Source organism: Trichococcus shcherbakoviae, assembly GCF_963666195.1.
Taxonomy (GTDB): Bacteria; Bacillota; Bacilli; order Lactobacillales; family Aerococcaceae; genus Trichococcus; species Trichococcus shcherbakoviae.
Window position 1 is genome coordinate 2,403,561 of the sequence record NZ_OY762653.1, and the last position, 21,653, is coordinate 2,425,213.

Below are 21,653 nucleotides of genomic sequence, written 5' to 3' on the forward strand. Positions count from 1 at the left end.
ATTTTGAAAAAAGCATTAATGTTTGCATCTGTTGCTTCAATGATAGATTTATTTAATATGGATAATATTAAGATATTAGAAGATTTAGGTTATACAGTTGATGTTGCTTGTAATTTTGAACAAGGTAGTATTACTTCTCAAGACAAAGTGAACGAATTCAGAGAGGAGTTAGAAAAAAAGGGAATTAGCGCCTATCATATTCCTGTACCAAGAAAAATTATAGCAATTGGCTCGATGATGAAGGCTTATAAAAAATTAAGTGAGTTGTTGAAGGAGAACAATTATGATATTGTTCACTGTCACTCCCCTATCGGTGGGGTTATTGCAAGAATGGCTTGTAAAAAATATCGAAAAAGTGGCACAAAGGTTATTTATACAGCTCATGGATTTCATTTTTATACAGGAGCCCCTATACTTAATTGGATTTTATTTTATCCTATTGAAAGATATTGCGCTAAATGTACAGATGTTATTATAACTATAAATTTAGAAGACTACAGTAGAGCAAAGAATTTCAAATCAAAAAAAATTGAATATGTTCCTGGAATTGGGATAGATGTAAAGTCAATTCAATCATCGAGAGCAGATAAAAAAATGATTCGCACAAAACTGGGTATCAATAATGAAGATTTTTTGCTCTTTAGTGCAGGACAGCTTTCAAAACGTAAGAATCATGAAGTTATCATTAATGCTCTATCTAAAGTGAAATCAAACAATGTAAAGTTCTTACTTTGCGGTTTGGGGGAGCTTGAGGATTATTTAAAGAATCTTTCAGAAAAGCTAGGCATTGAAGACAGAGTGATTTTTGCTGGGTATAGGAATGATGTGAAAGAATTGCTTTATGCTGCGGATTGTTTTGTATTTCCATCACTACAAGAAGGCCTACCAGTAGCTTTGATGGAGGCGATGGCAGTAGGAATACCTGTTATTTGTACAGATATTAGAGGCAATACAGATCTAATTAAAAATGGAAAAGGTGGGTATATTTTAAAAACTGATGATGTAGATGGATTTGCTGAGAAGATTGATGAAGTAAACAGAGACAGATTATTGGCGCAAAAATTTTGTGATACAAATATAAATACTATTAAACAATTTGATTCAAATATAATAAAAGAGCATATGAATATAATATACAGTTCTATAAATAAAGAAAATTACTAAGGTTTTGTTAGAAAATGCAAAAATAATAGTAAATTTCTCATTTGTGAAGGGATGATGAAATGAACCATAAGCGTATAGTTTTCTTACGCTCAAACCCTGTTTCGCCAGATTCAAGAGTTGAAAAAGAAGTAAATTGTCTCATCAAAGAAGGCTATGATGTAAAAATTGTTGCATGGGATAGATACAGTAAGCGTGGTATTGAAGTATCAAATTTAAATTTTGAAAATGGAAAGTCAAAAATATACCGAGTAGGTATTCCAGCTTCATTTGGAGGAGGAGTAAAAAAGAATTTATATCCACTATTAAAATTTCAATTAAACTTAGCAATATGGTTAATCAAAAATCGAAAAAGCTTTGATATTATTCATGCATGTGATTTTGATACGGCAAATACTGCATTGCTATGTGCAAAAATACTTAATAAAAAAATTGTATACGATATTTTTGATTATTATGTTGATGCTTTCAATATACCTAGATATTTAAAAAATTCTGTAGAAAAATTGGATCATAAAATAATTAATACAGCAGATGCAGTTATTATATGTTCAGAACAACGAAAAAAGCAGATAAAAGGTACTAGTCCAAATAAACTAACCGTAATACATAATTCACCTCCAATAATAGAAAATAAAAAAAGAGTAGATGAATTTAGTGAAGATATAATAAAAATTTGCTATGTGGGAATTTTGGAAGAGAGGAGATTTTTAAAAGAATTAACAGAAATTATTGCAAATAATTCTAACTATGAATTTCATGTTGGGGGATTCGGAATTCTTGAAGGATATTTTAAAGAAAAATCAAGAGAATGTTCAAATATATTTTATTATGGAAAATTATCATATAGCAAAGCTTTAGAGTTAGAAGGAAATTGTGATATTATGACAGCAATTTATGATCCCGAAGTTCCAAATCATTACTATGCAGCCCCGAATAAGTTTTATGAAGCATTAATGCTTGGAAAGCCAATTATTATGGTTAATAATACTGGAATGGACGATATCGTTTCTCGAAATAATATCGGTGAAGTAGTAGAGTACAATGAAGAAAGCCTTAAGCTTGGATTGAAAAATCTAATAATTCGTAAATCTGAGTGGGCAGAGATTTCATGTAAGATGAAAAAACTTTACGAAAAAGATTATAGTTGGAATGAAATGGAGAGACGATTAATTAATTTGTACAAAAGTATATAATTGAAATTAAGTAAGATTGAAATTTTTGTTCTCAAGAGACATAGTTTACAGACTGTATCTTTAAAAATAGGAGGGTATAAATGAAGCCAACAATAACAGTTTTCACACCAACGTATAATAGAGCACATTTGCTACATATGTGTTACGAGAGTTTAAAAAATCAAACCATCAAGGATTTCTGTTGGTTAATTATAGATGATGGATCTACAGATGAAACGAAATTATTAGTTGAATCGTGGATTAGAGAATCCAATGATTTCGAGATTAAGTATTCTTTCAAGAAAAATGGAGGGCTGCATACTGGCTATAATTTAGCTATAGAAATAATGGACACAGAATTATGTATTTGTATTGATTCAGATGACTATATGCCTGATAATGCCATTGAGAAAATCCTTAAACTATGGGAAAAAGAAAAAGACGTTAAGTTCGCGGGAATTATCGGATTAGATTTCAACACAAAAAATGAAATTATAGGAGAACCTCTACCGGATGTAAAAGATGTTGATTTAAATGAATTAATGATTACAAAGAAATTAGTCGGTGATAAAAAAATAGTTATGAGAACGGAACTTTATAAGAAAGTTGCACCTATGCCAACTTTAAATAATGAGAAGAATTTCAATCCAAACTATATGAATGTGTTGATTGGAGAAGATTATAGGTTTCTTGTTTTAAATGAAAATTTGTGTTTTGTAGAATATTTGGAAGAAGGAATGACAAAAAATATATTCAATCAGTATGTAGATAGTCCCAACAGTTTTGCACAAATCCGGATATTATATATGAATTTAAAAAAATCAAGCTTACTTTTTAAAGTGAAAAATGCAATTCATTATACTTCAAGTTGTATTATAGCGAAAAAATATAAACATATAATTACTAAGTCTCCAAATAAGCTATTAACGGCTTTAATGTTTCCTTTTGGGTGTCTTCTAACAATGTATATTAGATACAATATACACTACAAAAGATAGGGGATCATAATATGCTGATTTTTTGGATAATATTGGTGTGGGTTTCTTTGTTTGGAATTATTGGAACTCATATTAAGAAAGATGTAGTATTAGTTGAAGGATATGAACTAAATAAAGTTAATTTATTCATGGCGATATTAGTAATGGTAGTAATTGTTTTTTTTGCAGGGTTACGTTCTGGAGTTGCAGACACAGGTGCGTATATATCTTGGTTTAATTCAATGCCTAATAATTTTAATGATATTCCAGGTTATTTAAGACAGGAGGAAAAAGATTTAGGATTTGTTTTGCTTTCTTCGATATTTAAAACTTTATTATCAAGTGATTATCAAGTGTGGCTATTCGCAATCGTAACATTAAGTTGTATACCGATTTTTAAGACGTTATACAAGTATTCGGTCAATTATTTTTTTAGTATGTTTCTATTTGTCACCTCATGTTATTTTACGTGGCTCTTCAATGGGGCACGTCAATTCTTGGTTGCAGCATTACTTTTTGGGTGTTTTAGACTTATTATCAAAAAAAAAACAATAACGTTTTTAATAGTAGTCATTCTGCTTTCAACTGTTCATGCGTCTGCAGTAATACTGATTCCAGTTTACTTTATTGTTAATACAGAACCATGGGGAAGAAAAATGAGTGTATTTAGCATTATGATCATTTTAAGTGTAGTGTTTGTGGATAAATTGTTAAATGTTTTTAATGGCGCCATTTCAGATACTCCGTATTCTGTTATGACAGAACAATTTAAAGTGGATGATGGAGTAAATATAATTAGAGTACTTTTTGAAGCAGTTCCAGTAATGATTGCGTTTTGGAATAGGAAATATATTAAAAAGATAGCTCCTGAGTATATTAAAATCGCTATAAATATGTCGATGATTGCGGTGGGCTTTTTTTTATTAGGTACTGTGACAAGCGGTATATTTATTGGACGGATGCCTATTTATTTTTCTTTATATAATTTAATTTTAATACCTTGGTTGTTGACTAATGTATTTAGCAAAAAATCTAAGTTAATAGTGTATTATATGTTCATAATTATTTACTTAGTATTTTTCTTTTATCAAATGGTAATTGCGTGGGCTGGTTTTGGGTATATTAGTGAGGTATTAAATATCTACAGAAGATGGATGACAAACTATTTTTATTAATATGAATATTTTAGAGGTGAAAAGTATGAAGAAAGTATTGTTTTTGATTCCTAGTTTAAGTCATGGAGGAGCCGAGAAAGTATTAGTGAATCTAGTAAACAATCTAGATGAAGGAAAATATGATATAACAGTAAAAACTATTTTGGATATAGGAATTAATAAACAATATCTTGCTAACAACATAAAGTATAAAAGTATCTTCAAAAAAAACTTCAGAGGGAGCACTTGGTTTTTAAAGTTATTCCCATTAAACCTTGCATATAGATTGTTTGTAGAAGATGGATACGATATTGAAATTGCATATTTGGAAGGTGCTTCAGTGAGATTAATTAGTGAGGCTAATGAGAAATATAAATCAAAAAAAATAGCGTGGATACACACAGAATTTTACAATGAATCGGATTTGGCTATAGGTTTTAGAAATTATAAGGAAGGGAAAAAATGCTACGAAAATCTTGATCAAATTATTTGTGTGTCTGATATGGTAATGAAAGGATTTATGAAAGTTTCTGATGTAGGGCACAGCATTAAAGTGTTATACAATACTATTGAAACAAGAAAAATTCGCGAGATATCTAATGAACTGGTAAGTGATATTAAATTCAACCCCGACATAATAAATATTTGTTCTGTTGGAAAGATAATACCCTCAAAGAATTTCATCGCGTTAGCGAGAATTCATAAAAAATTATTAGATGAAGGATTAGAAAATCATTTTTACATATTAGGGATAGGTCCAGAACAGAAAAATATTGAAGCATTTCTTGAACAAAATGGAATAAAAGATAGCTTTACTTTTTTGGGTTATAAAGATAATCCTTATAAATATGTTTCAAAGTGTGATTTGTATGTGTGTTCATCTCTTCGTGAAGGTTATAGTACGGCGGTTACAGAATCTTTGATTGTAGGTACTCCAGTAGTTACAACACTATGTTCAGGCATGAAAGAAATGTTGGGTGAAAACAATGAATATGGGATTATTACAGAAAATAATGAAGTTGCCTTATATGAGGGGATTAGACAAATGCTAAATGATCCGGGGCTGTTAAATTACTACAAGAGAAAAGCAATTGAACGAGGAGATTTTTTCAGTACAGAAAGAACTGTAGAAGCTGTTGAAGAGTTGTTAGATAATTTAAGTGAGGAGTAACGGCATGGTTAAGCAATTAATCAAAGAGCTAATATATAGAATTAGAGGAGAGTATACCACGGAAAGACTTATTAAAATGGGGTTAAAAGTGGGTGATAATTTCAAACGACTAAATGGTGTTATTTTAGATCCGTCGCATTGTTGGTTAATTTCAATTGGAGATAATGTTACAATGGCTCCTAGAGTACATGTACTAGCTCATGATGCAAGTACAAAAAATTTATTTAATTATACAAAAATTGGTTGTGTTAAGATTGGTGATAATGTTTTTATTGGTGCTGGAAGTATAATTTTACCTAATGTTACAATTGGGAATAATGTTATTCTCGGTGCTGGAAGTGTAATTTCGAAAAATATTCCTTCAAATAGTGTATATGCAGGTAATCCGGTCAAGTTCATCTGTCCATTACATGAATACCATGCAAAAAATGATGATTTAATAAAAACAAGACCACTTTATGGAGAAGAGTATACATTACGCAAAAATATTTCTGAAGAAAAAAAAAGGGAAATGATTGTTGAATTAGAAGATGGAATAGGATATGTAGAGTAGGAGGAAATATGGATTCATTAGTGAGTATTATTGTACCAGTATACAATGTAGAAAAGTATATTAACAAATGTATAGATTCTATAATACATCAGACTTATAGAAATCTACAAATTATTTTAGTTGATGATGGGTCTACGGATAACTCAGCTAAAATAGTTGATGATTATGCAAAATACGATGCTAGGATAGAGGTGGTTCATAAGGCAAATGGTGGACTATCTGATGCTAGAAATTCAGGTTTAAAAATATCTAAAGGAGCACATGTTTGCTTTATTGACAGTGATGACTACGTTGAACTTGATATGATAGAGAAGTCTTTAACCACAGCTATAGAAAAAAATGCAGATGTTGTAATTTTTGGCTTATATAATAAAGTATTAGATGAGAACGAAAAAGTAATTAATAATGAAGCTGTTATAATTGATATAAATAATCTAGATTCTATGATCAGTATTATTGGTTATGCTTGGAATAAATTATATAAAACATCCTATCTTAAAAATAACGAATATACTTTTCAAAAAGGCCTGTCCTTAGTTGAAGATATTGTTTTTAATGAATATGTATTAACTAATACAGATAATATTGAATATCTTAATGAACAATTATATAATTATATTAGTAGGAAACGTGAAACTTTAGTAAAACAATATTATGACGATTCCTACGATTTACATATAATAGGCTTTAATGCTAGGAAAAAAGTTATATTTAAGCTATTTGGTTTCAATGATAATACTAGGGGAGTTGTAGCGAAGGCACATATAGATGGAATTCGTTATTGTTGTTCCAATATGTTTTTTTATAACAATAATCTAAAAATAACAAACAAATATGAAAATATAAAAAAAATACTCCTTGATAAAGTAACAACAGAGCAAATAAAATTATTTAAACCGCTAAATAAATCTGATAAGTTCATTAAAGCGTCTATCGTATTTAATATGCCTCTTCTCTTATGTTCTGCATATTATTTTAAATCTATAATAACAGTGAAAAAAAGAATTAGTTGAAAAATCAAAAGAATATTCTGGTAAAATAATTTCATGTCTTACTTTATGGGGAATATATTCACATTTTTTTGGCTAATCTATCGAATTCGGTATCCCGGTTTATTGAAACATAGTTCGACGATAAGATTTTCTTTGGGGCATCAAAGAAGAAAAATGAATAATGTCAATGATCCGCGCGAATGAATATAGATCTGACCCGACAATTTGAAGAGAATGTGTTCCAGAAAAAGTTTCAGTACAACAGCTAAACTGGCTCCGTAATTAAGTGTATTCGGAGTAAAAATTTTCACCTCAAATGAAATACCGTTCCTATCACTATTAACAAAAAAACGGGTTTGACAATTTTTTTGTCATTATCCCTATAAAAGCAGGAAAAAATTTAACGTATGTCAAAGGTAAACTTTGAAAGTGCGAATACATAATATAGGATGGCAATTATGAAAAAAATAAAAATAATGACGATTTTTGGTACTAGACCTGAAGCAATAAAGATGGCTCCACTTGTATTAGAAATTTGTAAACAATCAAATAGATTTGAATCGATAGTTACTGTGACTGCACAGCATAGACAAATGCTTGATCAAGTACTTGAAATTTTTAATATACAACCTGATTATGACTTAAATGTGATGAAAAGTAACCAAACTCTTTCTCAAATAACAGCAAATGTTTTGATTGGTCTTGAAGAAATAATAAAAGAGGCAAAACCAGATATTATTTTAGTTCATGGAGATACAACAACAACTTTCGCGGCAGGAATTTCTGCTTTTTATAATAACATAAAAATTGGTCATGTAGAAGCTGGGTTACGTACATGGAATAAATATTCACCATATCCAGAAGAAATTAACCGCCAAGTGACAGATGTGTTATCGGATATCTATTTCGCACCTACGAATCAAAGTGCTAATAATTTACTGGAAGAGAATCATCCGAAGGAGCATATTTATATAACTGGAAATACAGCAATAGATGCATTAAAAGAAACTGTAAAAGAGGATTATAAAAACCATGTTTTAGATAAAATATCGGAAAATAATAAATTAATACTACTCACTATGCACAGACGTGAAAATCAAGGTGAACCTATGGAGAGAGTTTTTAGAGCGATTCGTTCGGTTGTTGATAAACACAATGATGTCGAAGTGATTTATCCAGTTCATTTAAATCCTTTAGTTCAGAAAATAGCACTCAAAGAATTAGGAAATCATAAGCGGATTCATTTAATTGATCCATTAGATGTAATTGATTTTCATAACATTGCTGCTAGAAGCTATATGATTATGAGTGATTCCGGTGGGGTACAAGAGGAAGCGCCATCATTAGGTGTTCCGGTTTTAGTTTTGAGAGACACAACCGAACGCCCTGAGGGCGTGAAAGCAGGAACATTAAAACTTGTTGGAACAAAAACACAGGATGTTATTTCAGCAATGACTGAATTGTTAGAAAATCCAGAATTACATGGGAAAATGGTAGAAAAAAAGAATCCGTACGGAGATGGAAAAGCAGCTAAACGAATTCTCGAAGCTATTGCCTTTGAATTTGGGATAAGTGATATCAGGCCATTGGATTTAAATGAATAGCTTTCTTTTTTGTCCTACGCCCTTTAGGGACGTGAAAAGTTGTAAAACGGTGTATCATCTAATTAATTTAAGAAAATAAATTATAGGTAATGTGGAGTTGATAAATATTAAACTGATGAGTAGAGAGCAAAAAATTAGATTAAAACTTTGTGGTAAGTATTTATTAAGCAATTCTAAAAGTGATAATTTTGAAAAATATCGAAACAAGAAAAAAATAATAGTTGCTTTAGCTGCTGACTATGGAAATTTAGGAGATGTTGCGATTACGTATGCCCAGACAAAATTTTTAAAAGATAGGTTTCCAACATATGAAATAATTGATTTTCCAATTAGTGAAACATTTACAGAAATAAAGTCGCTTAAGAAAATTTGTACTACTGAAGACATTATTACACTTGTTGGAGGAGGAAATACAGGCGATATGTATGATGATATTGAATATTGCAGACAGTTTTTAATTCAGCAGTTTCCTAAAAATAAGATAATAGCTTTCCCACAAACTATTGATTTTTCAGATACAGATTATGGGGAAAAGGCTTTACAGAAAGCAATCAAAGTATATAGTAAGCATAGGAATCTGACCTTGTCTGCCAGGGAAGAGAAATCCTTCAAGAAATATGAAGAATTATTTAAAAAGAACAAAGTAGTTTTTACACCAGATATTGTACTATCACTTGATGAATCATTACCTCAGTATAAAAGAGAGGGTATAACTTTGTGCCTTCGAAGTGATGGCGAAAAATTTTTAGATAAGGTTACCGAGCTTAAGTTTATAGAAAAATTAGGTGAGAATTTCGATATTTTTTATCAAGATACACATATTGATAAAAATAGGATGTCAGTACAAGAACGGATTGATGAGTTAAACAAAATTTGGGATGTATTCAAAAAATCAAGATTAGTAATAACTGATAGACTTCATGGCATGATCTTTTGTGCAATAACAAAGACTCCGTGCATCGCAATAGATAATTCAAATAGGAAAATATCTGGAGTTTATAATGGTTGGTTGAAGGATTCTAACTATATAGAACTGATGAAAGAAATTAACATAGAAGAACTTCTAAAAAAAGCTGATTTTATGATGGCTAAAGATTTATCAAAGTTAAATACAATAAGTGTATCCCAAAGGTTTGATATCTTAATATAATGGGAAGAAAGTATGATGAGAAGCAATGAATTCAAATAGTAGAACTTATAATTCAATCAAAAACACTATATTTGGTTTTATGACGCAGGGATTAACCATAGTTCTTAGTTTTGTAACAAGAACTGTTTTTATTAAATATTTGTCCATTGAATACCTTGGAGTTAATGGGCTGTTTACTAACGTACTAACAATATTATCATTGTCTGAACTCGGTTTTGGAACAGCTATGATGTACAGCATGTATAAGCCTTTAGCCGAAAAAAATGAACATGCTTTAGAAGTGCTCATGAATTTTTATGCTAAAGTTTATCGTATTATTGGCCTTGTTGTTGGGGTTGTAGGTTTGACAATTATGCCTTTTTTAGATTATATAATTAAGGATACTCCGGGGATTAGTAACTTAAAATTAATTTACTTATTATTTTTGTTTAATTCAGTAGCATCATATTTTTTTTCGCATAAAAAATCAATAATTCAGGCAGATCAAAAGCAGTATATAATTGCTAAAATACACTTAGTATCTAGTATAATTAAGACGTTAGTTCAAATTATTATACTCATTATCACTGGTAACTATATTATTTTTCTTCTAGTTCAAATTTCTGTAACATTATTTGAAAATATTCTCATATCTTTAGAAGCAAACAAACTGTATCCATTTTTAAAATCTAAAAATAATTATCAATTAGAAAGAAAAGAAAAAAGTAGCATATGGACAAATGTCAAAGCTTTAATGATTTACAGAGTGGGAAGTGTTGCTTTAGATGGTAGCGATAATATAATTATCTCAACCTTTGTTGGTGTTGCAGCTGTTGGGACGTTGTCAAACTATACATTAATTATTGGAACAATAACCACTCTTTTGATGCTCTTATCGGACTCAGTACTTGCAAGTGTGGGTAATTATGTCGTGTCAGAAAATGAAAAAAAACAAGAAGAACTCTTAGAATATATTACTTTTTTACATTTTGTAATGTATGGATTTTCATTTATAAGTATTGTTTTTTTGGTTAACCCTTTTATTGAAATATGGCTCAATTCATCATTTATATTGAATTTCTCAACAACAATAGTAATTGCTGTAAATTTTTATATATTAGGAATGATGAATCCAATTTGGATGTTTAGAAGAACAAAAGGTCTATTTGTATATGGGAAGTACAGACCTATAATTTCAGCGCTAATCAATATTGTGGTCTCAATCGTATTGGCGCAAAGATATGGATTAATAGGAGTACTACTTGGAACTACAGTGACTAGGGGTTTAACCAATGTTTGGTTTGATCCATACATTATATATAGATACGGATTTAATACTTCAGTTAAAAAATATTATCTAAAAACTAGTTTGTATGCCGGTGTTCTTTTCTTACTTTTAATGCTTATGATGTTAATATTTTCATTTTTACCTAGTACAGGGATTGGAATATTTTTGGTGAAATTATTACTTTGTGTAAGCATCACTCCCCTGATTATAATAATAGTTTTTAAGAATACAAAAGAATATATATACTTTAAGTCTATATTTTTAAGAATGATGAATATAACTAAATGATGATTTTGGAAAATATTGCATAATATAAATACAGATAATTCGAACATTACACGTTCAGTTAGGAAGGTAAAATGAAAAAACATTTAATTAAGATATACAATTTTGTAAAATACCATTTGGTTAAAGCTGAATTTTTTTTTGATTTTGAGAACAAACACAAGATTAAGGAATTTAAAAATAGACATTTGGGAGAAAAATGTTTCATCATAGGTAATGGCCCTAGTTTAAAGGTAGAAGATCTTGATAAATTACAAAACCAAATAACTTTCTCCTGCAATATGATTTATAATACGTTGAGCGAAACAAAATGGAGACCATATTACTATTTTGTACACGACCCAAAGTATGTGCAGGAATTTAGTGAAGATATTCAAAAAGTACCTTGTAAGAATAAATTCATAGGATACTATGTTGACACTAAAACACAAGTAAAGAGTAAATTCAAAACAAAAAAAAATCAATTACATTATTATATAGACAAAAAAACATTTTCTAACAAAATATCAAAGAATTTTAGTAAAGACGTTAGTAAAATAGTATATAGTAGCGGGAGCGTATCATATGGAATGCTCCAATTTGCTGTATATATGGGGTTCTCAGAGATTTATCTTATTGGATTTGATCATACTTTCTCGAATCAGATAAAGGATGGAAAGTTAGAAAAAAGAGATACCAAAGATCACTTCAGTAATTATAATGTAATTCCTGGGAATATCGTTGATGTAGACTTAATTACACAGGGATTTATTAATGCTAATAATTTTGCGAAAAAGAATAATATTAAAATTATGAATGCAACAAGAGGAGGAGAACTTGAAATTTTCCAACGAATTGATTTAAATGATGTTTTGAAGTAGGCTTCTTAAGCTTGCCAACAACATCAGTAATGTCAAAATAGCCAAAAACTTACTTGCCGATAGAGATTGTCTTGGTTTTGGCAAAGGGAAAGTTGTGATGGACAGAGGGTTTTTCCATGAGGAAAACATCAACCCCTTACACCAGAATCAATTGAAATTTCTAATGACCACAAAAGTATCGCTTAAGTATGTGCAACAGGAGCTGAACAAAGTTAAGGGAAGCATACGCACACGCGCCAATTATAATGCAACCTATCAACTCTACAGCCTTACTGCGGTGATAGAATATACTTATTCACAAGAACACCCGTATAAAGGCGATGTAATCAAAGGAAAACGGTACATGTATCTTCATCTTTATTTTAGTGGTAAAAAATTACTGGAATGGAGCACGAGGATTATTTCAATTCACTGCTTGATACCTGGATTCCCGGAAATACATAACTAGGAACAAATGAAAAATCCGTCAAATCAACGATTTAACAGTATTTCGAGGTCCAATCCGCCTAGTTATGCAATTCATGTGTAGCTAGTTGGAAACACAGTGATATCAAGGTTTTACTCGACCTAATTACGACTTTTCCGGGAATGTAGGATGCATCAAGCCGGGATTTTTCAAAACTATACGATTCAGTCTCTCTTGGATAAACTTGATATCATAGCATGTATTGAGCATCCGGGTTACGACCACATAAGGGTCGGAGAGGTTCTCACAAAGCAAATTTATGAAGCACCGAGTATCACCCCGCCAGCATAGTTAGGTATTGGCGGGAAATCCAGGGATAATTACTTTAGAATCTTACCAGGTAATCTAAAAGAATTCTTGCCTTCAAAAATAAAGTATAAAATCAGTTGGAATATATACCACATGAAAAGCCAACTCTTTTTGTGATTCCGACATGTCTAAGGATTTTTAGTTCTTCAAATACAGATTTTAATGGATTTGGTATTTTTGGGTATTAATAAAAATACACCAAGTGACAGGATGTTTTTCTTATACATTTAACTGTCAAGATGTCTATTTAATTACTGAAAAAGGAATACACATAAAGGCTCACTCAATTTTTCACACTGCGAAATTCGAGAGATTAATTGTCAAATTAGTTTGAAGTAGTGATATGTAGAATGAATTAATGGAGGAATAATATGAAAATTATAGGAATAATACCAGCCAGATATAGATCATCACGTTTTCCTGGAAAACCGTTATCAGATATTATGGGGAAACCGATGATATGGTGGGTATATAATCAAGTCAAGAAAGTAAAAAAAATCGATGAAGTTTATGTTGCTACAGATGATGAAAGAATTTTAGAAGTATGTAACTCACTAAATATAAATGTAATCATGACATCCGAAAGTCATCAAACTGGAACAGATAGAATAGGAGAAGTAGCAAGAAGAATTCCGGCAGATTTATATATTAATATACAAGGTGATGAACCTTTGATTGAACCAGAAACTGTTGAGAAAGCTATCGAACCTTTTATAAACGATGATGCTTTATTAGTTTCAAATTTAATGAGTGAAATAAATGATCCAGTTGATGTGGTGAATTTTACAGTACCCAAAGTACTAACGAATAATCAAAATGAGGGTATTTATTTAACCAGGAGTACTGCTCCTTACCCAAAAGGACGAATTGAATTTAAATACTATAAGCAAGTTTGTGTTTATGGATTCAAACCTGAAGCATTAGAATTTTATTGCAATACTGCAAGAGGAAAGCTAGAAGAAATTGAAGACATCGAAATATTGAGGTTTATTGAAAATGGTATTGACGTAAAATATGTTGAGGTCAATACAAATAGTATAGCGGTTGATACTCCTAACGATTTAGAAAAAGTAAGGAACTTTGTGAGAGAAAACAATGTAATTTTGTGAATATTTGAAAAAAATTAAAAAGGAGATATATTATGGTAATTAGCGTTTTAGATTGTACATTAAGAGATGGCGGTTATATTAATCAATGGCAGTTTGGTAATAAGAATATATCTTATATTTTAAAGAATCTTGTAGATGCAGAAGTAGATATTATTGAATGCGGTTATATTACGGCAAAAACAGATTATGTTGATGGGAGTTCTCAGTACGATTCAGTAGATAGAATTTCTCAGTTTATTCCTGCAAACAGGAAAAAAAGTATGTTCGTAGGTATGATTAATTACAACGAATATACCTTAGAAAACCTTCCTATATGTGATAATTCTTCAGTTGATGGTATCAGAGTGACTTTTCATAAGAAAGATATGCAAAAAGCCTTGAAATATTGTGATGAAATATCGAAAAAAGGTTACAAAGTCTTTGTTCAACCGATGGTATCAGTTTCATATTCTGATGACGAATTTTTGGAATTAATTAGAGGAATAAACTTATTAAATCCTTATGCAGTCTATCTTGTTGATAGTTTTGGTGTTATGAAAAGAAAAGACTTGCTGAGGCTATTTTATTTAATTGATCATAACTTAAGCTCTGATATTAAAGTTGGATATCATTCTCATAACAATCTACAACTTGCATATTCGAATGCACAGAGTTTAGTAGATTTGAAAATAAAAAGAGATTTGATAATTGATTCTAGCGTTTTTGGTATGGGGCGTGGTGCCGGTAATTTGAATACCGAATTGTTTATTGAATACCTCAATGAGAATAATGATTCTCAATACAAACAAAAGCCTATATTACAGATTATTGACGAGGTATTAAATAATATATATTTAACAAATTATTGGGGTTACTCATTACCTCATTATATATCTGCAACGCATAATTGTCATCCTAACTATGCGTCTTATCTAGCCGAAAAAAATACCTTAACGATTGAAGACATTAGTAATATATTAGAAAATATTAGCCTAGAAAAGAAGAATGGATTTGACAAAGATTATATGGATTCACTTTATAAGACTTATCAATCAATACAAGAAAATACGATTGAATCCATAATAGAACTAGAAAAAGCTTTTAGGGATAAAAATATTGTAATAATCGCATCAGGAAGCAGTATTAACAAAAACACAGCAGAAATCAAACACGAAACGGAGAAGAATAATACCGTTACAATTGCTATTAATTTTATTCCTGATCATATCACTCCAGATTATATTTTTGTCGGAAATTTACGCAGATTCAAGGAAGTCTATGGAAAGACTCAGGCAAAAATTATTGTTACATCAAATATCCATGTTCCTACAAACAATGTCAAAATAGTAAGATACATAGATTTGATAAATGATGAAGAAGCAGTTTCTGATAATTCAGGACTTATGTTCATTAAATTAATGATACTGCTGAAAGCTAACAAAGTTTCATTAGCAGGATTTGATGGCTATTCCTATGACTCCTTATCAAATTATTCGGTGGAAGATCTAGCTTTTATAAAATCAAATGAAACCGTAGATTTATTGAATGGCGGTATTCATAAAGTGATTAAGGAATTTTCTAAACAAATACCTGTACAGTTTATAACGAAATCAAAGTATGAGCTAGAAGAGGTGGGAAAATGACAGTTGTAACATTTGGAGAGATACTTTTGAGATTAGCTTCTCCAGGATACACAAGATTACTTCAAAACTCCAGTTTTGATGCAACTTTTTGTGGAGGTGAGGCTAATGTCGCTGTATCGTTAGCAGAATTTGGAGTAGAGTCAAAGTTCGTTTCTAGGGTTCCAAATGGTCCAATCGGTCAAGGAGCCATTAACTCTTTGAGATATTTTGGAGTGCAAACATCTGAAATAGTTCGTGGAGGAGATCGATTGGGACTTTTTTATCTAGAGAAAGGAGCTAGTCAGCGTCCATCAAAAGTGATTTATGATAGAGCTTATTCATCTTTTGCTAATTCGGTACTGTCAGACTTTGATTGGAAAGAGATATTTAAAGATGCTGAATGGTTCCACTTTACTGGTATCAGTCCAGCGTTAGGTGTAAATATCAATGATATTTGTTTAGAAGCATGTAAAAATGCAAAAGAATTAGGAATAACTATTAGTTGTGATTTGAATTATCGGAGTAATTTATGGTCGCCTAGTGACGCTAAAAAGAGTATGGAAAAATTAATGGAGTATGTAGATGTCTGTATTGCAAATGAAGAGGATGCTGAAAATGTTTTTGGTATTAAGGCAGCAGACTCTGATGTGAATATGGGGGAAATAAATAATTCATCATATTTAGAAGTTGCGAAAGAACTTCATGATAGATTTAATTTCAAGTATGTAGCGATTACGTTAAGAACAAGTATAACGGCAAATGATAATAACTGGGCAGGGATGCTTTTTGGTTCAGCAGACCAAACTAGTAATTTTTCCAACAGCTATAATGTCCATATTGTTGATAGGGTTGGTGCTGGAGATAGCTTTGGGGCAGGATTAATTTATGGGTTCATTAATGATATGCCTTTGCAAGAAATAATTGATTTTGCAGCAGCTTCGAGTTGTTTAAAACACTCTATTGAAGGTGATTTTAATAGAGTTACGGTAGAAGAAGTAAGGAATCTTGTTAATGGCAATAGAACAGGTAGAGTATCAAGGTGATATTTCCACCTGATTCTATATTGGTATGTGGCACAGACTAGAAAATTTAGCCTGTGCCTTTTATGTTATCACTGTAACAGACTTAACTTTTTCTAAAAATACGATGACATATAAATGTGGTTATTATAGGTAACCGCTATTTGGCGCTTACAATAAAAAACGTACTAACCTTAAGGAGCTAATAGCTATTATGAAGAATGTTAGAAAAGCAGTCATCCCAGCAGCAGGTTTCGGCACGCGTTTTTTACCGGCTACGAAGGCGATGGCGAAGGAGATGTTACCGATCGTTGATAAGCCGACGATTCAATTCATCGTCGAAGAAGCCATCGCATCGGGCATCGAAGAGATCCTGATCGTCACAGGTAAAAGCAAGCGCGCCATCGAGGACCATTTCGATTCCAATGTTGAGCTGGAGATGAACTTGCGTGAAAAAAGTAAGTATGAGCTGTTGGCATTGGTACAAGAGACGACAGGAGTTCGTATTCACTTCGTGCGCCAAGCCTATCCGTTGGGATTAGGCCATGCCGTCCTGCAGGCGAAAGCCTTCGTAGGCGATGAGCCATTCGTAGTCATGCTAGGCGACGATTTGATGCAGGATGAAGTGCCATTGGCTAAGCAACTGATCAATGCCTATGAGAGGACGCATGCATCGAATATCGCAGTTATGGCGGTGCCTCAGGAAGAGACATCCAAGTACGGTATCATCGATATCGACTCCGAATTGGAACCAGGACTGTACAATGTCAGCCGTTTCGTGGAAAAACCGAAAGCCGAAGAAGCGCCTAGCAACTTGGCCATCATCGGCCGTTACCTGTTGACGCCGGAAATCTTCGAAATTCTTGAGAACCAAACTCCTGGAGCAGGTGGCGAGATCCAACTGACCGATGCCATCGATACCCTGAACCAAACCCAACGCGTCTTCGCAAAACGATTCGAAGGAACTCGTTACGATGTTGGTGACAAGTTCGGCTTCATGACCACCAGTATTAACTACGGCCTGACCCATCCGGAAGTCAAAGACAAACTGAAGAACTTCATCATCGCGCTTGGGAAAGAACTGTCTGGGGAGAGCGAAAATGATATTATAGTGGCTGGGACAACCGTTTCAGTAATGTAGAAGTGCCCGAAAAAAGAAAAACATCTTTTTTTGAGTGTGTGCCATTTTTAGGCTGGTCGGCAAGTATTTGTAGGAAGTCCAGATTTTCAGGGGGGGGTACTGCAATCATATATTCCAGCAAGATTTCGAGGCAAAGTCCGGATTTTAATCCCGGTCTTTGCCTTATTATGTTCAACAGCTAGGCACACCCGAGGGTGTGCCAGGGACCGTCAGCTCCGACGAGCGCTCCTCTTAAAGGAGAAAATCAGCACGTGGATGATCTAGCCCCGATAAGAATGATCTCATCGTAGCTGGATTTTTTGTGGGTGGCCGAAAATTGGCGAAGTGATTTGACAGGAGGTAAACCTCTTTCGGCATATCATGAATATTGAAAATGGATAGATCTGATATCCGCCTGTGTTCGGAAAGGTGAACCGTTGAATGTGAGAGGCAGAGCAGGTGGTTGCGATCGTATGAGCCATTTAGTTACCGAGCACAGAATCGGAGAAGATTGGTTTAAGAGCACTGACACACATCCGACGAATTGCAGTGTATTAGGGGTTGAAGCACCATTGGGATTCCGTACGTCGGCTGCATAGTGTTTCTTGTATGTACTTAAAAAACGATTGAATTAGCGATGAAAAACTATTTGATTACGTCGTCGAAACATTTGTTTAAAATATTTTAAAAAGGGCTTTTCTTTTGAATAAGCCTGTGGTATTCTAATTAAGGGTTAGGTCGCCAGAAGAATAAACTTGATTTTAAAGTTAAAAATAGAGGCGTTAGTCATCATTAAGCAAAAATATTGGATCTTTTTCTTAGGGATATTTTATGCTTATAAACTAACGTTTGGTTTTTATCGATAAATGAAAGCGCGTACTTTTTGACTTAGCCTAAAAATTTGAGTTGGGGGATACAGAATGAAGTTTAATGTCATTTCACCTTATTGTGGTTTGCACATGGAAGGTGATACAGTAAAGGTTTTTTATCTGGAGTCGGAAGACTTGGCGAGGGAGTATATTTTTGCCAATGCGCAAGATGCGCAGGAATTCTGCAATGCAGCTAAAAATTTGGACGCGTTTATGATCAACGTACCGAAAGGGAAAGAGGAGCTGTATCATCTGGAATTTCTGGAACAAATTATCAAGGATAAAGAGTACGAATTGATCGTGCACGAGGCGACTCCTGAGGACGAGCAAGAAGCAAGCTGATAACTACAAATTACTTGGGGGCAGATGATTAAACACTGTTTTGCCGAATACAATTGACTGTGCGCAGTCATTGATGCGATGGGAATGGTTGAAGCGAAATGCTCACTCCTGAACAACAGCAAGGGTGAATAATCGACAGCAACTATTTGTTTGAATTTAAATGAAAACGCTTTAATAAAATCGGGATTATTGGAGGAATACTATCACATGTCAAATTTTAAGATGGTAGCAACATACTGCGGTGTCAGCAGATATGACAAGAATTTTTTCGTATATTACCTGAATACGGATGAGAACCTACGCCGTGAGTATGTATTCAATACGGATGAGGATGCAAATAATTTCAACAAGGCCCTCGAGAACCTGACCGTCTTCATGAAAGACATTCCCGTACGCAAAAAAGAAGTCTATCATCAAGCCTTCTTGGATTTGCTGCTTAAAGAAGTTGACCATAAACTGTCCATCCGCACAAACCCAGGTGGGTCTGCTGCAGCCGCAGCAGCAATCCCAGCAGCGCTGTTATCAGCGATCGAACAAAGGCTATCATAAAGTAACAGAAGGAAGAGACACGGCTGGTGGTCCGGTCTCTGCCTCTTCCTGTGCGGAGAAATGAGCCACTGAATGCGAGGAAAAGAGCCGTGTCAACACCGGTTCATAAATGATGTTTTTCACCGGTAGCCAATGTTGGATTTCACCGGCCCCAGCCGAAAAAGAACGGTGCTATGTCATTTTCCACCGGGCAATCAACAATAGAGGGATGAGTACCAGATAACTAATTCGAATATAAATGAAAGCCATTTAACAGGGATTGAATAATATAAATTATCGGAGGAAACCTATAGCATGCCAAATTTTAAACTAGTTGCACCTTACTGTGGTGTCCGGAAATATGACAAAAGATTTTTCGTCAACTACCTGGAGACAGAAGAGAACATACGCCGCGAGTATATATTCAATACGGATGAAGACGCAAGTAATTTCAGCCATGCTTTAGAGAACCTGACCGCCTTCATGAAAAACGTTCCTATACGCAAGAAAGAGGCTTACCATCAAGAATTTCTGGATCTGCTGCTCAGAGAAGTCGACCATAAATTGAACGTTCGCGCAAATCCTGTCGAACCTGCTGCAGCCGCATCAGCAATCGAAGCGTAAGGCAATCATAAATTCGCATAAGTAAAGGGGCACAGCCCGGTTGTCTCGGTCTGTGCCCCTTGCTGTTGTGACCCATCGAAGAGCTGTCCGCCGGATAGCCGAATTCCGAACGAGCGCGGCCAGTCCGGGGCGCTGTGGTACATCATACTTGTTCCCCAGTAAGATTTCCTTGGTTAAGGATCCTATCGATTCGGAATATGTGTCTTTGAGCCCGGAGCTTTCGCCGTGATGTGCGACAGTCTTCCCATTCAAACAGCGCACATACTCGATTATTTCAAAAAATAATGCATGATAAAAGGAGCAAAAATGTGGAATTAACCTTAAGAGAAATACTGTCTTATGGAACGGTCAGAATCGAATGCACGGGGAAAAATAATCATGTTACGGCGGGGACAGGATATGTAGTTGAGTTCGAAAAGGATGGAGATACAAATATCTCCATCACGGCGCTCATCACCAATAAGAGTGTGATCAAAGGTGCCGAAAAAGGTAGGCTTGTTTTTACGCAAGAAACTGAAGATGGTGCGCCTGATGATAGAAATCACCATAAAGTATCGTTAAGCCAATTCGAAAAAAAGTGGGTGATGCATCCGGATCCCGGTGTCGATTTGTGCGCGTTGCCGATAGATAAGCTTGTCCTGAAAGCAGAAGCCAAGGGCATCCAGCTGTTTTATCCAGTGATTACGATGGACTTGATTCCAACAGAGAAACAACTCGATGAATTGGATACAATGGAGACAATTACCACTGCAGGTTATCCTGATGGGTTATGGGACGCGGTCAACAATAGACCCGTTTTAAGAAGTGGTGTGACAGCTACGCACCCAATAATGGATTATAATGGCAAGCAAGAATTCCTGATAGATGCTCCCACCATGCCAGGCACGAGCGGTTCACCGGTTTTCATCATCGATGAGAATGGTTATATCGATCGCGACGGAAATTACTATCCGAATGAAGACCGCATCCTGTTCTTGGGCACGCTCTCTGCAGGTCCGCATGCAGCACCGGAAGGCCTACCGAAGAAGAGTGATATTACCGCGACTGTTTCACCACACCTGCCGAGTAACCTCGGACTGGTGATCAAATCCAGCCGTATTTTGGAACTGGCAGCATTATTTTGAACAAATGGTTTATGTAAAAGAGAAGGGTGATCGCCTGTCGATGGCGGTCGGTCTTCTTTTTTTTGAGCTATGGCGCGCGGGAGCCAGCCAGCTCCGACGGAGCGAGCTCTCATCGGAAGACAGCCATGCGTCGGTTAGCTCAACTCCGGGGAGCGAATGCTGGCCGGAGGAGGATGCGTGGAGTGTGGCTGTA

The 21,653-nt window shown here is 33.8% G+C and carries 19 protein-coding genes and 1 pseudogene; all 20 read left to right on the forward strand.

Going from position 1 to position 21,653, the window contains the following annotated elements; genetic code table 11:
• Positions 1-3 precede the first annotated feature (3 nt).
• The 20 genes and pseudogenes from ACKPBX_RS11445 (at position 4) to ACKPBX_RS11535 (ending at position 21,460) form a co-directional block, all read left to right on the forward strand.
• Entirely contained in the window at positions 4-1,164 is a 1,161-nt protein-coding gene (locus ACKPBX_RS11445; RefSeq protein ID WP_319995444.1) for a glycosyltransferase family 4 protein, read from the forward strand.
• Between the two features lie 59 nt (positions 1,165-1,223).
• Entirely contained in the window at positions 1,224-2,357 is a 1,134-nt protein-coding gene (locus tag ACKPBX_RS11450) for a glycosyltransferase family 4 protein (RefSeq protein WP_319995445.1), read from the forward strand.
• Positions 2,358-2,437: 80 nt separating this feature from the next.
• Positions 2,438-3,334: a glycosyltransferase family 2 protein gene (locus ACKPBX_RS11455; RefSeq protein WP_319995446.1), complete on the forward strand. Its 897-nt coding sequence runs from the start codon at positions 2,438-2,440 to the stop codon at positions 3,332-3,334.
• An 11-nt stretch (positions 3,335-3,345) separates the two neighbouring features.
• Complete coding sequence (locus ACKPBX_RS11460) at positions 3,346-4,488, forward strand: EpsG family protein (protein WP_319995447.1); 1,143 nt, start codon at positions 3,346-3,348, stop codon at positions 4,486-4,488.
• A 25-nt stretch (positions 4,489-4,513) separates the two neighbouring features.
• The gene (locus tag ACKPBX_RS11465; protein WP_319995448.1) at positions 4,514-5,638 is read left to right on the forward strand and encodes a glycosyltransferase; all 1,125 of its coding nucleotides are present in this window, start codon (positions 4,514-4,516) and stop codon (positions 5,636-5,638) included.
• A 4-nt stretch (positions 5,639-5,642) separates the two neighbouring features.
• On the forward strand, positions 5,643-6,191 hold the full coding sequence (locus ACKPBX_RS11470; RefSeq protein ID WP_319995449.1) for an acyltransferase: 549 nt from the start codon (positions 5,643-5,645) through the stop codon (positions 6,189-6,191).
• Between the two features lie 8 nt (positions 6,192-6,199).
• Complete coding sequence (locus tag ACKPBX_RS11475) at positions 6,200-7,204, forward strand: glycosyltransferase (protein ID WP_319995450.1); 1,005 nt, start codon at positions 6,200-6,202, stop codon at positions 7,202-7,204.
• A gap of 437 nt (positions 7,205-7,641) precedes the next feature.
• A complete protein-coding gene (gene wecB / locus ACKPBX_RS11480; RefSeq protein WP_319995451.1) occupies positions 7,642-8,787 on the forward strand; it encodes a non-hydrolyzing UDP-N-acetylglucosamine 2-epimerase in 1,146 nt (381 codons plus the stop codon).
• 115 nt (positions 8,788-8,902) lie between these two features.
• Positions 8,903-9,937, forward strand: coding sequence for a polysaccharide pyruvyl transferase family protein (locus ACKPBX_RS11485; RefSeq protein ID WP_319995452.1), 1,035 nt, complete (start codon positions 8,903-8,905; stop codon positions 9,935-9,937).
• A 25-nt stretch (positions 9,938-9,962) separates the two neighbouring features.
• Positions 9,963-11,492, forward strand: coding sequence for a lipopolysaccharide biosynthesis protein (locus ACKPBX_RS11490; protein ID WP_319995453.1), 1,530 nt, complete (start codon positions 9,963-9,965; stop codon positions 11,490-11,492).
• A gap of 71 nt (positions 11,493-11,563) precedes the next feature.
• Positions 11,564-12,349, forward strand: a complete 786-nt coding sequence (locus ACKPBX_RS11495; RefSeq protein ID WP_319995454.1) for a 6-hydroxymethylpterin diphosphokinase MptE-like protein — start codon at positions 11,564-11,566, stop codon at positions 12,347-12,349.
• Positions 12,350-12,359: 10 nt separating this feature from the next.
• Positions 12,360-12,769: pseudogene (locus tag ACKPBX_RS13835) on the forward strand (IS1634 family transposase); the annotation flags it as partial.
• Positions 12,770-13,495: 726 nt separating this feature from the next.
• A complete protein-coding gene (gene kdsB, locus ACKPBX_RS11500) occupies positions 13,496-14,233 on the forward strand; it encodes a 3-deoxy-manno-octulosonate cytidylyltransferase (RefSeq protein WP_319995455.1) in 738 nt (245 codons plus the stop codon).
• 32 nt (positions 14,234-14,265) lie between these two features.
• Positions 14,266-15,855: an aldolase catalytic domain-containing protein gene (locus ACKPBX_RS11505; RefSeq protein ID WP_319995456.1), complete on the forward strand. Its 1,590-nt coding sequence runs from the start codon at positions 14,266-14,268 to the stop codon at positions 15,853-15,855.
• Positions 15,852-16,877, forward strand: a complete 1,026-nt coding sequence (locus ACKPBX_RS11510) for a PfkB family carbohydrate kinase (protein WP_319995457.1) — start codon at positions 15,852-15,854, stop codon at positions 16,875-16,877. The genes ACKPBX_RS11505 and ACKPBX_RS11510 overlap by 4 nt, the downstream gene beginning before the upstream one ends.
• A 190-nt stretch (positions 16,878-17,067) precedes the next feature.
• Entirely contained in the window at positions 17,068-17,994 is a 927-nt protein-coding gene (gene galU, locus ACKPBX_RS11515) for a UTP--glucose-1-phosphate uridylyltransferase GalU (RefSeq protein ID WP_319995458.1), read from the forward strand.
• A gap of 899 nt (positions 17,995-18,893) precedes the next feature.
• The gene (locus ACKPBX_RS11520) at positions 18,894-19,184 is read left to right on the forward strand and encodes a hypothetical protein (RefSeq protein WP_319995459.1); all 291 of its coding nucleotides are present in this window, start codon (positions 18,894-18,896) and stop codon (positions 19,182-19,184) included.
• A 207-nt stretch (positions 19,185-19,391) separates the two neighbouring features.
• A complete protein-coding gene (locus tag ACKPBX_RS11525; protein WP_319995460.1) occupies positions 19,392-19,733 on the forward strand; it encodes a hypothetical protein in 342 nt (113 codons plus the stop codon).
• A gap of 294 nt (positions 19,734-20,027) precedes the next feature.
• Positions 20,028-20,336, forward strand: a complete 309-nt coding sequence (locus ACKPBX_RS11530) for a hypothetical protein (RefSeq protein WP_319995461.1) — start codon at positions 20,028-20,030, stop codon at positions 20,334-20,336.
• 308 nt (positions 20,337-20,644) lie between these two features.
• Positions 20,645-21,460: a S1 family peptidase gene (locus ACKPBX_RS11535; protein WP_319995462.1), complete on the forward strand. Its 816-nt coding sequence runs from the start codon at positions 20,645-20,647 to the stop codon at positions 21,458-21,460.
• Positions 21,461-21,653: the final 193 nt, after the last annotated feature.

Excerpts from the sequence above, each read along its gene's own strand:
- ACKPBX_RS11450 (WP_319995445.1), top strand. The coding sequence starts at position 1,224 with ATGAACCATAAGCGTATAGTTTTCTTACGCTCAAACCCTGTTTCGCCA.
- kdsB (WP_319995455.1), top strand. The coding sequence starts at position 13,496 with ATGAAAATTATAGGAATAATACCAGCCAGATATAGATCATCACGTTTT.
- ACKPBX_RS11465 (WP_319995448.1), top strand. The coding sequence starts at position 4,514 with ATGAAGAAAGTATTGTTTTTGATTCCTAGTTTAAGTCATGGAGGAGCC.
- wecB (WP_319995451.1), top strand. The coding sequence starts at position 7,642 with ATGAAAAAAATAAAAATAATGACGATTTTTGGTACTAGACCTGAAGCA.
- galU (WP_319995458.1), top strand. The coding sequence starts at position 17,068 with ATGAAGAATGTTAGAAAAGCAGTCATCCCAGCAGCAGGTTTCGGCACG.
- ACKPBX_RS11495 (WP_319995454.1), top strand. The coding sequence starts at position 11,564 with ATGAAAAAACATTTAATTAAGATATACAATTTTGTAAAATACCATTTG.
- ACKPBX_RS11475 (WP_319995450.1), top strand. The coding sequence starts at position 6,200 with ATGGATTCATTAGTGAGTATTATTGTACCAGTATACAATGTAGAAAAG.
- ACKPBX_RS11525 (WP_319995460.1), top strand. The coding sequence starts at position 19,392 with ATGTCAAATTTTAAGATGGTAGCAACATACTGCGGTGTCAGCAGATAT.
- ACKPBX_RS11530 (WP_319995461.1), top strand. The coding sequence starts at position 20,028 with ATGCCAAATTTTAAACTAGTTGCACCTTACTGTGGTGTCCGGAAATAT.
- ACKPBX_RS11490 (WP_319995453.1), top strand. The coding sequence starts at position 9,963 with ATGAATTCAAATAGTAGAACTTATAATTCAATCAAAAACACTATATTT.
- ACKPBX_RS11505 (WP_319995456.1), top strand. The coding sequence starts at position 14,266 with ATGGTAATTAGCGTTTTAGATTGTACATTAAGAGATGGCGGTTATATT.
- ACKPBX_RS11520 (WP_319995459.1), top strand. The coding sequence starts at position 18,894 with ATGAAGTTTAATGTCATTTCACCTTATTGTGGTTTGCACATGGAAGGT.
- ACKPBX_RS11460 (WP_319995447.1), top strand. The coding sequence starts at position 3,346 with ATGCTGATTTTTTGGATAATATTGGTGTGGGTTTCTTTGTTTGGAATT.
- ACKPBX_RS11510 (WP_319995457.1), top strand. The coding sequence starts at position 15,852 with ATGACAGTTGTAACATTTGGAGAGATACTTTTGAGATTAGCTTCTCCA.
- ACKPBX_RS11455 (WP_319995446.1), top strand. The coding sequence starts at position 2,438 with ATGAAGCCAACAATAACAGTTTTCACACCAACGTATAATAGAGCACAT.
- ACKPBX_RS11470 (WP_319995449.1), top strand. The coding sequence starts at position 5,643 with ATGGTTAAGCAATTAATCAAAGAGCTAATATATAGAATTAGAGGAGAG.
- ACKPBX_RS11485 (WP_319995452.1), top strand. The coding sequence starts at position 8,903 with ATGAGTAGAGAGCAAAAAATTAGATTAAAACTTTGTGGTAAGTATTTA.